This window comes from Bradyrhizobium sp. 197 (genome assembly GCF_023073375.1).
Lineage (GTDB): Bacteria > Pseudomonadota > Alphaproteobacteria > Rhizobiales > Xanthobacteraceae > Bradyrhizobium.
Genome location: NZ_JADPJJ010000102.1, coordinates 1 through 13,130, shown reverse-complemented (window position 1 = coordinate 13,130; position 13,130 = coordinate 1). Strand labels below are relative to the sequence as shown.

Below are 13,130 nucleotides of genomic sequence, written 5' to 3'. Positions count from 1 at the left end.
GTGGGCGGCATACCTTTACCCGGGTTTTTTGAGCGGGCAGGGCCCGCGGCGGTATGGTGTTTCACGCTCATTGCTGCCGCGAACGCGACGGTCCGTTTCAAGCTGAGCCGAAGGATGCCGCCCATCAGCCTGGCTTCGTGCTGGCGATGGTGGTCGCGGAATCGGGGCCGGGCCTTGCCCCAGTCGCGCCGGCAAGCAGCGGCGGGTCCATGGGGCCGGCGCATTGACCTTGCCCCGAGGTGTTATCCGGTTCTGAGTTCGCCCTTGCCGTTGGATTTGCGCAGTTGGGCGGTGGGAGCTGGCGCGGAGCCTTCGGTATAGCGCAGCGCCATATCCCGGCGCGGATGGCAGGTCATCGCGAACTCGGACGGGGTTCTCCATCCAAGCTGCGAGTGCGGTCGTCTGTCGTTGTAGAAAGTAGTGCGAGTGTACGTCATAACCCACGCACAAAGCGATAGACGTTCTGGTTGATTGTCGAATGCCACGGCAAATCCCGCCCCAATCGTGTCACTGGTTATTAGGAGAGCAATCGGCAGCATCATCCCCTTACGAGTCTCATTGCGTTGTCCCCTTGCTTCCTATCCCCAGCGGAAACGTTGCACGGACCTCAAGTCCGGACTCATGCGGTCAGGCGGCCCTATGTGAAGGGTTTGCACGTCGCACCCGGGTAGCCGCATAGTCCAGTCTGCCCATCAACCGGCATGTAGCTGCACCGCATCAACGGTAGCTATGGGCCAACAGCGGTCATAGGGCGCGACAGAGTCATTGTCGCCATGCGTAAACCCATTGCTTCTGCTTTGTGCGCATGAGTATCTGGGATAACGTTTCGGATAGAAGTGCAGCGCCAAGTAATCAGGCCCGCAAGAGCTGGAAATTTGCTCGTTTCTGGCGGCACGAGGTGGGGTGGGGCTATGGACCTTGAGGACCGGTTCGACGAGTTGGTGTTTCAGCTTTTTAGGGCTGAAGGCTTCCACGCCGAGTCCAAAGCGGGTCCTCCCGCCGGGCTCCGTTGGTCTCCCCATTTGCTGATTCGTTCACGGACAGGGGCCACGGCGGTCGGCGGCACGCATATTTTCCGATCCCGGACCATGCCGGCTCACGCTCTAAGGAGCTCCGCCCTTCAAGCGGAGTATATGCGGCGTGCCTGGCCAGCGGAGCGTGGCATACTCGTCATCGGTAATAAGGTCGAATCCCGCGTACATAGCGAGGTGAAATCGCTGTTTCCAAACTTATTGATTTACGACATCGACAATCTCGCATTCCTAGTGTCGAAACACCCGGCGCTCGGTAGTACGTTTGAGGACATTACTCGCGAGGCCTTGCCGTTCTCCGAGGTCGCAGTACCTCAACCGCTGGAAACGAACATGGAGCTTGATTTTTCCAGTCCCCTAACGCCGCCGGCCGGCCTGCCGACGATTCTGAAGGAAACCAAAGGGAGTGATCTCTGCAAAGAGATAAACGCGATACCGATGGGGCGGGCCGATGCCGAGAAATTCGAAGAGAAGATGATAGAGGCTTTACGCTATATCTTTGACAAGGATCTCACCGCTTGGTCAGCTCAGAAGCCGAGCGATACCAAGCTCTCGTTCTACGATCTCGTTGTGCGAGTAGCGTCAGAACACGACTTTTGGAATGCGATCGTCAGTCAGTTTCGCTCCCGGTATATCGTGTTCGAATTCAAGAACTACGGAGCGAAGATCAAACAAACACAGATTTACACGACCGAGAAGTACCTCTTCTGTACTGCTTTGCGGTCGATGGCTATCATAATCTCTAGGAATGGGGCGGATAAAAACGCTCTGGCGGCGGCGCGCGGCGTTCTACGGGACAGCGGTAAGCTCTTGGTCAATCTCGATATCCAAGACCTTTGCGACATGCTTCATCGCAAGGAAAACGGGGATGACCACAACAGCATTCTGGTCGAGCGTGTCGACGATATGCTGATGAGGCTGGAGCGGTAGTTAGAAGAGAGGCGCTTGTACCGTTGCCTTCACTTTCGTCAGCGTCGGATGCTCGGTGCCGCTAGTGGGTTTGAGAGCGGATGACAGAAAAGCCAGTGCCCAATGGTGGGATGGCATCGGCTTGCACACCAACACGGGTTAGCCGGATGATACCTTCGATTGCGCGGACCGGTGAATGCATCGCGCGCTACGCTAGCGCCAACTCTTGGATGTGCCGACAATCACTTATCCGCCCTGTCACTACAATAGGGGCAGACGTTTGGTCTTGCTGACGACGCGCGTCTGCATCGGAGCCGGCTGTTTTCGTTGAGCGCAGTGGAGTGAATAGCGAGATTGCATTGACGAGTTAAACTCGCAGCCCTCAGCGACCTCGAACATGGGACCGGAGCAACGGGCCGTTGGTGAACGCCTAGGGCTCCCAGTCGAGGCGCTCGGCGTGCTCGTCGTGCCGGCGCGCGTCCCATTCATACCTCTCCGCCAAAGCATCGAGCGCCTTAGCCGTATGAGGGTGATCATAGGTGATCGCTTTGGCCCACGCCCGGTACTTTGCAGCTTCCTGGCGTTCGAGTTCACCGCCGTCGCCGGGCATGCGGGTGGTGATGCCGCGCCGGTTGCCTTTGCCGATCTGAAAGCCTTCGATCATCGGCTTGCTACGAAAAAGGTCGATCACCTCCCGGACTGGCTCGGCCGGCCAATTGCCGTCCGAGCCCATCGGCGAGGCCGACAGCATATTGCCGATACGACTGTCGGCGACGTCCTCCCGCCCGGCCGCCTTGGCCAGGGCTCGCGCCTCCTTGATCCAAGCCTCCAGCACTATGCCGTCGATCGAGCCGTCGTCGAGTGTCCCGGGAATCCGATTCCAAAGCTCCAGCAAGCGATAAGCCTGAGTGGCGACCGCTCGCGCATTCTCAGCGTTTTCCGGCTCCCGATCGACAACCCCACTTTCCTCGCTGGCCTTGTAGACCGCACTTAGCATTTCGATGAACAGCGACGGCTGTTCCGAGAGGGCCCTCAGCAGCACCTTCGCCGGTCGGCGAGAGTGTTCCAGCACCCGAAGATAGTTCCATTCCAGGGCGACGAGTGCATTTCGATCGATGTCGTTGCGTTCGTCGAGCAGCTCCAGAATCTCTGCGACATAGTGTTGGAACATGGTCGCTTCGTTGCTGTCGCCGTCGCTTTCGAAAGGTTGGCGAGCGGCCTCCCGTAGTACCTCAACCAGCAGGTCGCTGGGCAGATGCACCTTATTGCCCCGCCCTGCGAGCGGCAGGGCGTGCCGGGCGCGGCCGACGCTGATCAATTTACGGATAGCGTAGGCGACATCTTCGCTGTCGTCGCTCATCCAGAACACCGGCGCGTGGCGCCAGTACGTTGTTTCGAATTCACCGCCGATGCTGGCGACCTGATCCCAGGTCCAGCGCTCGATGGGAAGGGCGCGTAGAATAGTCTGTAGAGCGGTGTGGCTCCAGCTTCCGGCTCTCGCCTTTCCGATCAGCGCCGCCGCCCAGGGCTCCTTGCGATCTCGGAAAATGGAGATAATCAGGCCGTGCGCGACGTCCCGCTCGCGGGCATTGTCGCTCCGAACTGCTGCTTCGAGTAGAACGTCGAGCTCGGGTGCAGACAACCCGCTGTCATAGAGGGCCTTGCCAAGATAGCCAGCAGTACCCGTCAGTCTGGCGAGTGACAGGACGGCGGCGATCCCGCCCTTGGCGTAGACCGCCTGCGCGGCTTGCTGCCTCACGGTCTCGACATCCCGCTGTTCGGCTTCCCATCCCGCACCTGAAGGGTTCGGCAGTTGAACCGACTGCTGGAAAAGCCAGGCAACCTCATTGAGCGAATCGGTGGGGGCGAACCGGTCGTAGACCGCTTCTAGTCGATCCAACACTGGCGCTGGCAGTGACCACTCAGCATCCGGAAATTGTCGGTGATGGTTGAGCACCCGCCGCAGCTTGTCCCAGAACATCGCCCGATCGTTGCTGTCCGTAATCCGCGGCTCCGTCGCCTCAAGCGCCTCAAGCGCGGCGGCGGGGTCGGGCGCCAGATCCCCAAGGCGGTCGAGCAGAAGCGACCATCGCGCTGGGCTCAAGCCAACGTCGGCAAGCAGGCGCTCGCTGATCGCGGCAGCCCCCCGCCCGATGAGGGCCCAGGTAACCGTTTCAGCATTGTCGACAGTGAAGTCGCGCCAACGCGGCATAGGCGATGGCGTCGAGGTATCGTGCCCCCGAGGCAGGATACCGAGCATCAGCTTCCACGCAGCGTTTGGCTCCCGCTTTCTGATCAGATCTAGCGCGCGAAGCCGCTCGTCCAGCTTGGCATAGGTCTGCGGAATCCAGAGCAGATGGATCTCACGCAGGCTGTTGGCTGGGCCATTTGTGTACCGGCGGGGTTTGATGTCGATGGCGTCGAAGCGCGCTAGGACATGGGTCACTCGCGGCATCCAGTCTGGCGACCAGGCGAGGGCTTCGAGAGCCCACATCAAGTCGGACAGGTGCTCAGCACCGAACACTCCACCGTCGTCTTGGCCAAAGAGAGCGCCGATGGAAGGGTCGTTCTGGTCGAGACTGTCTTCGACTGCGCTCAGGAAGGCGCCCGGCGACGCCTCCGCCAATAGGCGAAAATCGCGGGAGAGCGACCACCACCGTCGCTGATCCGCGTTCTGAAGCAGCTTTCCTACAATGGCGTCGGCCCGCCGAGCGACGTCAGGCACAGCGCGAACCCGGTCGCCCCACAAAGCAAGCATGATGAGGACCTGACCAATGCCATGGCGCAGCATGCCCGAGTAGTCCCGGTGAATGCCGTGAACGGCCGCCATCCAGCGCTCGTCAGGATCCATGTCGAAGCGCGGGTCCGCCGACCCTAGGACGGCGTACGCCGCGGCCTCAAACCGCTTTATGTCGGCGCTCGTCAGGTAGTGCGCGAGCAGGAACCAAGCATCTGACGGAGAGGCGACGCGCCAAGTCGAACCGATCTTCTGCAACGGGCTGTCGAATTGGCCAATGTATGGCGCTAGAGCGGCGATCACGGTGTCATAGGGCTGATCGGCTAGCTCCGAGAGTCGAGCCCGATCAGCTCCGGCGTTTTCATCCCAGCCTCCAGCCAAGAGCGCCGCGAGCAGAGCCTGGGGCGGCGGCTCCTCCGCCCATTTTGGAAGTCGCCCAGGAGCTCCAGGAATCAAACGACGTAGGACGGCGAGGTTGCGAGCACTGTCGCGGGCGAGCGACTTCGCACGCGGCTCGGCAATGCCGGCACCCGTCAAAGCGCTGGCGATCCCTTCGCGTGTCGGTCGGGCAAGCGTGCGGACTTCTCCGCGCGACACCGGACGCTCGTCGTAGGCCTGCAGAACGTAGTGGCCGCGCTCCGCAAGACTCCGGGCTAGACCGGGCTCCGGCTCTGTTAGTAGCAGGATCTGAGGCGCGGGAGCGTTGGCCAGAGTCCGGGCCGCAGCGACGGTAGTCGCGACGAGACAGCGGGCGCGGTAGGCGGTCGCCAAGTCGTGGGGCAGCTCGCTGAGAGTGGCGTGGAAGAACGCCACTACCTCTTCCGTCGTGGTCGCCTGGAGGGAAAACACGGACGGCTCGCCGCGAAGCCAACGTAGGATTTCGGCGGCGTCCTGGTCCCGGTCGCTGAGAACCAGGTCCTCCGTCAGAGGCCATTGGGTCGCAAGCGACCATTCCTCCCAAACCTCTTCGAGCTCTCGCGTCCCGGGTGGCCGTTTGTCCAGACGGGTCGCAAGCCAGAGTCCGACGGCGGGCGTTTGCTCTATCCAGTGAACTAGGTCGTCGGCGTCATAGGCGAGAACCTTTCGCCAGGGACCTTCATCCTGGCGCGTCTTTGCCCACGCGTCCTTTTGCGGCCAATGGCGCGGGGTGACGAATACATAGGTTGCGTCGGTAGGGTCGAGCGGCGCGGGTTTGGCCGTTCGCTTTCGGTAATCGTCACTGGCCTTCTGGACGATGTTTTTGCGCTGAGCACCGATCTCCCATCCCGCGTCGCCTACAGGCACATAAGCACTGCCGACCACAGTCGAGGTAAGTCCGTCCCAGCCAGGATGCCGGACGCCCTCGTCGGCGGGGAACCGAAGTTGAGCCGATGGACCGAGGGTAGCCTGGATCAGGTGTGCTAGAAGCGTCGGGAGACTGACAGCGCCATCGGTACGGTTAGCCCAGTCCGAAAGATCTTCAGCGGTGACCCATCTGATCGGCGCCCCGGGACGATCGGACTTGGTAATAATTGGCACGGCCGGCCCAATGACGGCGCCAGCGGGCAGGAACCGAATACCAGCCCCTTCAAGGGCGCTACGGATAGCTTGGGCATTATTTGCCACGGGCGTGCGCTGGCCGCGCTCGAAGTCGGCGATAGTCGAGGTCGCCACCCCAGCCGCCTTCGCGAGATCTCGCTGCGACCATGCAAGGAGAGCACGTGCTGCCCGCACGTGCTTCGGTGTGAGATCAATAGGGGGACTGGACCCAGTCATGTCATACAATATATATGACATCAGCTCAGAATTCCAGGCTGTTCCCTTTCGTTGACAATTGATAGTTTTTGCCGACATTAGGTAACAATATGACCGAACGTCAGTATAATTACCGCGAGCGCGCCCTCAGCCTCACCCGGGCTCGAGGGATTGCGCGCGCGCGCGATTTTAAGGCCGCCGGCATCCCTCTCGTCTACCTAAAGCGCCTAACCGACGCCGGCGACCTTGTTCGCCTCGGTCGCGGCCTCTACCAAGACCCCGAGCGCGTCGGGCAAGACGTCGCACACGACCTGGCCGAGGCGGCGCGTTTGGTCCCGAACGGCGTCGTCAGCCTGATCAGCGCCCTTCGTCAGCACGAGCTGACCACCCAGCTGCCGCACGCTGTCTGGATGACCATACCTCACAAGTCCCGCACGCCGAATGCGCCGGGCCTGCGGCTGGAAATCGTCCGCGCAACCGGCGAAGCCCTGACGGTTGGCGTCAAGCACGTCGAGGTGGAAGGTGTGCAGGTGCCAATCTACTGCGTAGCGAAAACTGTCGCTGATTGTTTTAAGCATCGCCGCCACGTCGGCGAGGACGTGGCGATCGAAGCGCTCCGCGACGCCCTGCGCCAGAGGAAGACCACTCCGAGCGAGCTCATGAAATTTGCGGCCATCGACCGCGTCGCAAGCCTGATGGAGCCTCTTATCAAGGCCATGCAATGACGGGGAAGAGCGTCAAGGATCCCGCCGCGTCGATCCGGGCCAAACTTCTCGCACACGCCAAACAGCACCGTGAAGATTTCGGACGCGTGCTGACGCGCTACGCTATCGAACGCCTGCTGTTCCGTCTCAGCCAGACAGACGCTGCCGACCGCTTCGTGCTGAAAGGCGCGATGCTGTTCGTCACTTGGCCCCAGCATGTCTTTCGTCCCACTGGAGACCTCGACCTGCTCGGCCAAGGCGATCCCGATCCTGCAGCGCTTGCTGAACTCTTCACGCGCATCTGCCAAGTGGAGGTCGCTGACGATGGCATCATTTTCGACCAATCTACGCTGAAAACCGAGCACCTCCGCGAAGCCGACAAGTATCAGGGCGCTCGGTTGAGTTTGAAAGGGCGCCTAGCCCGGGCGATCATCCCCGTGCTGGTTGACATCGGTTTCGGAGACCACGTCTATCCGCCGCCAAAGCGCGCAAACTTCCCCAGCCTACTGCCGGGCCTGCCGCAGGCGAACATCCTAATGTACCCGCCAGAAACTGTCGTCGCCGAGAAGTTTGAGGCAATGCTCCGCTTCGGCGAGATCAACGGCCGGATCAAGGATTTTCATGACATCTGGGTCATAACGCGCACATTTGCTTTTGACTTGTCTAGGGTGGTCGAGGCGGTTGGCGGCACGCTTCGGCGCCGAGATACAGCGTTCCCGACCGGCATTCCTGTGGGCCTCACCCAATCATTTGCCGTGGTCGCTGAAGAGCGCGGGTTGTGGACGGGCTTTCTCCGCCGGACTCCGCCGAACCTTAAGCCGCCGCCGTTTCCGCAACTGCAGGAGGATCTGCGGCGCTTCTTCGGCCCCGTCATCGACCGCCTCGGCGTGCCCGAGGGTGCGAAGGGCCAATGGGATCCGGGCGCCGGAGCTTGGCGCTAGCGAAACTATCGGGCACAACAGCGAACCTGAGACACGTTCGAAAGTAGTCCATCCGCAAATCGGAGATGGCACGTCGATATGACCATCCGCGCCGCAGTACTCAAGTTCGGAGAGCGGCGGGGAATAAGCGTGACGTCATATCCTTGAAGGTTCAGTATTTCCGCGACGATCTCTTCAAACCTTCCAGAGGGTAGGGTCCAGGCTAACGACGGGTCGTTCTTCAAGCGCTTAACAATTTCAGAATTGGTGGACGACACGTCGACCATAATGCGGCCGAACTCCGGAGAGTCTTTTGATAGCGGCCTCCCATCCGGCCCCACAAGTCCAGGGGCGTGTCCCTGATGAAGTCGCCCGATCGCGTCAAAGGTTTATCGATGACGAGAACCTATCGCGCTGATCCTATCCTTACCTGATAACTCGGCGTTTTCCCATGCGATGCTTGGACGCCCCTGTCGGCTATTTGCCGTGGGGCGCTGGTGCGCCAAAGTCCACCAATTATTTCTTCGCAATTCGATCATTCAGCCATTGACCCACATATCGTCGGATCCGGACGTCACCCAGATCGTCGAGAACGGTCGACGGCAAAAGCTCATCAGTTGCGAGCAGTCTGCGTGCCGGGTGGCCGGTGTCGAGCAATTCGAGGAGGCCAAGCGCGGTCGCACGGTCTCGGCTCTCTAACGCGATGACGCCGAGCAGCAACAATGCCCTGTGCGGTTGGGAATGTCCGACCCGCTCAAACATTTGGACGGCATCGGCGACTGGAAGATGCGCTCCCACCAGAATCGTGGCAGAGGCCGCCAGCGGCGGCGGCAATCTCATTAAAAGGTCTGCGGTGATCTTCCCTACGATTTCGAGCTCCACTGTGCTGGCGGTGCTCAATGCGTCGATAGCGTCGACGCGCAGCCAACCAAGCGCCTTGTCAGCAAAGAGCGACCAGATCTGGCGTCGAATGGCCGGCCCGCAAAATCGGGCCGCGGCGCTCAACGCGTCCCGGCGTAGCTGCCGGTCGGAGGTCTGCCTGGCCAACGCGATCAGCTTGGTCCCGGTCTCATCACCAAGTGATGCGTACGTCTCTAGCGCGGCCACAGCTTCGCGCGCGATCGGATAGGAGTCCGGCTCCTGATAGTGCGGCTCGGCATCGGACCAACGGTCCAGAGTCAGTTGCATGAGTACCGGAAAATGCTCCGGGTGCGGTCGGCTGCTGAGGATAGCGGTCAAACTGCGGCGGACCCGGCTACCCTTATCACTCGCAAGAGCAAGGAGCTCGGTAGGTAGTGGATCTGGCAGTCTTGACGCCAGATATTCAAGCGCCCTTTGACGCGCGTCGGCGCGATCATGGTGCAGGGCCAACCAGATCAGAGGTTCCTGGCCAATCGTGATCGCAGCCTGAGTTGCGGCAGCTGCCTCGGCGCCGTCCGTCGCTTCCGCGAGCCACCTGCGGACAACGGGGGCCGGCTTTGATAAACTTGCGATCATCACTGGCACGATCACACGGAGCACGGTCGAAGCCGCAACTGGCGCTGCAGCCTCAAGCAAGGCGAGGGCAGCTGTTCCTACCGGACGTGGCTCCTGCTTGTTCGTTTCGAACGCCTCAAATAGTTCCCTTGCTTCTGGAGAGAGTTTCGAGAACACCGATTCCAACCGTTCCGCTTCGACACGGGCTTGAACGGCATAAATATCGACCAACAGATGAACGAACGCCGAGGGTGACGCCGCATGCGTCTCCAGGCAATTGATCAAGATCGACGGAGCCGCGGTGATCGCGCACTGGATCAGGGACCTGCGCAAGCCTTCATCATCCGGCTGCGACAAGATCCGGTCCGCCAGAAGGTTCTCCAACGTCGCGTTCCAACATTGACGCGCCGCGTTCCAACCTGCTTCCTCATCGCCGCTCTTGCGGGTCGCTTCCAGAATCGTACGGATTTCGGCTGCCGTCGCCGCAGCCTTGGAGGTAAAAACCTCCTGCGCCCAGCGCCAGGCAAAGTCTGTTAGCCGCGCGTGGTTGGCCAAGTCCTGCCATCGGCTGGCATTGCGCATGGTTTCGATGAAGGTGTCGACGATGACGCCTGATGCGTAGTCCCTGTCGTCGTCTTGCGTCGCGTAATATTCCTCGTACCCTTTGTCGTACTCGCCATCCTCAACAGCTCGCCACTCTTTCCCGGTGTCTTCGCGGCGAGATCGCCGAATGGCCGCCAAATCGTCGAGCGCCGCGATCAACACAGCCTCGTATCCAGCGAGGTCTCGGACCGCGCCTTCCGCTACTGCGTCGACGTTTCGATCGAACCCCGTCCCGATCAATTTGTGAGCGACCGCAAGGAACGCGGGTGTCAGACCAGTTGCAATTCGATCGAGTTTGTCTGCGAGGTCGCGACCATAGGATCCATGGTCCTGTGGAAGCTGCTCGCGAATGAAGCGATCGGCGATAATTGCCGATCGGGGATCAGCTGAGACTCGCTCGTACCAGGCATCGTCGAAACTTGGCGGCTCCCAATCGTCGATAAAGAACGCACCGCCGCGTCTTACCCCCTTGATGAACCATCTTGCGAGCTCGGCGGGGATGGACGCGCTCGTGCCAACGTCCGCCGCCAATTGCAGCAGGGCCCGGAAATCGGCGTCTGGGTCGAGCAGGGATTCCTCGAGCCACGCGTCAATCGCGGACCGGCTTTCGTCCGACGCCTGGAAAGTGTCATCCATTCCCTCGATCGTCGCCCATAGATTATTGGCAGCATTCAGCGAGCGGGCGGCCGTCTCCAACCCCCATGCACGAAAAGCACCTGTCAATTTAGTCAGGGCTGCAAGGAGAGATTCGAGGGCAACCTCACTGCGAGACCAGTTTTCCTTCAGGAACATTTCGAAGCCCGCCCGAACGCTCGGATGCGCGAACGAAACCGTGCGCAGGGGCTGGCGGAGGTGGCGTGTGGCGACCAGACGGTCGATGGTCGTTTCTAACCCATCGGCCAATCCGGCATCGGACTTTCGCAGCTGACGTTGCAGTGCAGTTAGCTGGGTGCGATCGATTTGACCTCGCGCTGCGAGCAAGCCCCAGATCACGGCGGACAGACCGATTTGATCGGTCGCGCCGAGATATTTGACGACGACGCCCTCAACGGCATCTCGGTGGGCCAAGCCGAGCAGGCGCTGCAAGAACGCGCGATCCGCCTCATCTGACTGAAGCCCATCCGCGAGGTTTGTAAAGAACAAGTCTAGCTCGAGCGGGGTCTCCAACGCTTCGAGCGCCGCTTGTCTGAACTTGAGCGCTTTGGGCTGTAGATCGGTCGCGAGCAGGTCCATGCGCTTGTCGTAGATATGAGCCAGCTCGCCGTTGCTGTACTGCTCGGCATTCAGCTCGATTGACCACCGGTTGAATGCGTCGTTCGCGCGGGCCTGGCCGAGCATATCACTGCGGGAGGTTATGACATATCGATGTCCGGGACGCGCATCTTTCAAAAGACGCGGTAGTTGCTCCGTCCAGGCTTCTGACCCGCGTCGCAGGCTATATTGGCCCCAAGGATCCTCGACGTAGAAGAGCGTAGGTCCGGTGTCAATCAGCCGTCTTGTAATCGAGGGTTCATCAGTAGGATTCACGGCGACGACATCGAGCCGCCCGTCCTGCTGACGAGCCATATCGCAAAGAGCAATTGCGGCCAGCGTCTTTCCTGTCCCGGAAGGCCCGGTGATCACGATGGCATTTCGCTGTTGCAGGAGAGATGCCATCTCGGCGAAGTTCGACGGCTTGACGAACCCCACGAGTTCCGCTGCGCTCGCAAGATATCCGCCGTGAGCCCGGATCGTTGCCAACAAGTCATCGCGTGTCCAGACGCCCGGGCCGGTTCCGCGCATTCTGCGTCGAGCTTCCTGGCAAAGTTGCCCGCGGCACTCGGTTTGACGAGAGTGTGGGACACGAAGCAGCTCGCTCAATATATAGCCGATCTCGAGCTCAATTAATCTCTCTGTCGCCCCGCCCCGGATCGCAATGCGTCCCTCTGGCGCAAAGGGTAGCGTCTTCCTGAGAGAAGACGGGAATTCCAGTGGGTCCGATTGCTCCTCAAAGTCGGAAACGAGCAAGTTACGTGCGGCTCCTTTCGCGTCGGCGTTGGTGACCAACAGAAACCGCGTGTCGAGGTCATCGAGATGATGTTTCGCAGGCCTTCGCTTCTCGCCATGGTTAAGCAATCTGTCGAGGTCTTCGATCGACCACGGTTCACCCCTGCGGAATTTAATCTGCACGACAAGCTTGTAGCCGCCTGCGACAATGGCACTCGGCACCACCCGGCCCGGTTCGTGGGCTTCGCAGTCGGCCTCAAGATCTTCCTCATTGGCCGGCTCTAACGTGATGCGTGTTGCCGATTTCGTAATCAGCAGCAATCGCAGAGCCGCCAGCACAGAGACGTTGAGCTGATATTCGTAGCCGGCCAGGGCTGCGGTCGCACCGCTGGCTGAGCTGGATGTGCTTTGTGACAACAGAGGATCTTGGCCCTTCATTCAAACTGCGTTTGCGCAATCGAGAACTTTAAATCACCTCGTTTATCGCGATGGCCTCCTGATCGCAACAAGGGTCTCGGCGCAATCAGTCCAGTTGTTCTGGGTGCAGGCATAGCAAATACACCAGCGGGCAATTCCAGCGCCTGATGGCCGACCACGGCAACGTCTGCGGCGCGGCATGAGCCGTTCCGGCAACGCCCGGGACATTGCCGCGATGGAGAGCTTCTTCTCGTCGCTCAAGTCTGTACGGACGAAAGGCAAAACCTAGAGGGCCAGGGACCAGGCGCGCGCCGATGTGTTCGACTACGTCGACGAGTGGGTGACGTTTACATCTACCATCCCCCAAATCGGTCTAGCGCCATCGAGTGGATTGCGGTACGCGAGCTTGCGCACGAACGAAAAGTGGACGTATCTGGTGCGGTTTCTGGTGCAGTCGTCGCGGTGCGAGCAACGAAGACCAAGCAAGTCGTCGCCGCCACCACCGCTGATATTCTTGGTGGGCCCGGCAGGACTCGAACCTGCAACCAGACCGTTATGAGCGGCCGGCTCTAACCATTGAGCTACAGGCCCGTTCCCAATCGTCTTGCTGACG

Annotated in this window: 5 protein-coding genes, 1 tRNA gene and 2 pseudogenes; 4 read left to right on the top strand and 4 right to left on the bottom strand. The window is 60.5% G+C overall.

The features are described 5' to 3' along the window. Positions 1-242: 242 nt before the first annotated feature. Positions 243-413: pseudogene (locus IVB27_RS24505) on the bottom strand (IS3 family transposase); the annotation flags it as partial. A 498-nt stretch (positions 414-911) separates the two neighbouring features. Here IVB27_RS24505 and IVB27_RS24500 point away from each other — a divergent pair. Further along, positions 912-1,961 (top strand): hypothetical protein, encoded by a 1,050-nt coding sequence (locus IVB27_RS24500; RefSeq protein ID WP_247445743.1) that lies wholly within the window; start codon positions 912-914, stop codon positions 1,959-1,961. A gap of 409 nt (positions 1,962-2,370) precedes the next feature. Here IVB27_RS24500 and IVB27_RS24495 read toward each other — a convergent pair whose 3' ends face one another. After that, complete coding sequence (locus tag IVB27_RS24495) at positions 2,371-6,432, bottom strand: helix-turn-helix domain-containing protein (RefSeq protein WP_249811707.1); 4,062 nt, start codon at positions 6,430-6,432, stop codon at positions 2,371-2,373. A gap of 89 nt (positions 6,433-6,521) precedes the next feature. Between IVB27_RS24495 and IVB27_RS24490 the strand changes: the two genes are divergently transcribed. Together IVB27_RS24490 and IVB27_RS24485 are read left to right on the top strand one after the other, a co-directional pair. Continuing rightward, the gene (locus IVB27_RS24490) at positions 6,522-7,136 is read left to right on the top strand and encodes a type IV toxin-antitoxin system AbiEi family antitoxin domain-containing protein (protein ID WP_247445741.1); all 615 of its coding nucleotides are present in this window, start codon (positions 6,522-6,524) and stop codon (positions 7,134-7,136) included. After that, complete coding sequence (locus IVB27_RS24485; protein WP_247445740.1) at positions 7,133-8,056, top strand: nucleotidyl transferase AbiEii/AbiGii toxin family protein; 924 nt, start codon at positions 7,133-7,135, stop codon at positions 8,054-8,056. The genes IVB27_RS24490 and IVB27_RS24485 overlap by 4 nt, the downstream gene beginning before the upstream one ends. Positions 8,057-8,551: 495 nt before the next feature. Here IVB27_RS24485 and IVB27_RS24480 read toward each other — a convergent pair whose 3' ends face one another. After that, positions 8,552-12,538 (bottom strand): nSTAND3 domain-containing NTPase, encoded by a 3,987-nt coding sequence (locus IVB27_RS24480; RefSeq protein WP_247445739.1) that lies wholly within the window; start codon positions 12,536-12,538, stop codon positions 8,552-8,554. 113 nt (positions 12,539-12,651) lie between these two features. On the opposite strand from IVB27_RS24480, the pseudogene IVB27_RS24475 reads away from it, so the two are divergent. After that, positions 12,652-12,803 (top strand): annotated as a pseudogene (locus IVB27_RS24475) (IS3 family transposase); the annotation flags it as partial. A gap of 229 nt (positions 12,804-13,032) precedes the next feature. Here the strand turns inward: IVB27_RS24475 and IVB27_RS24470 are convergent. Continuing rightward, positions 13,033-13,108, bottom strand: a tRNA-Ile gene (locus IVB27_RS24470). Between the last annotated feature and the right edge of the window lie 22 nt (positions 13,109-13,130).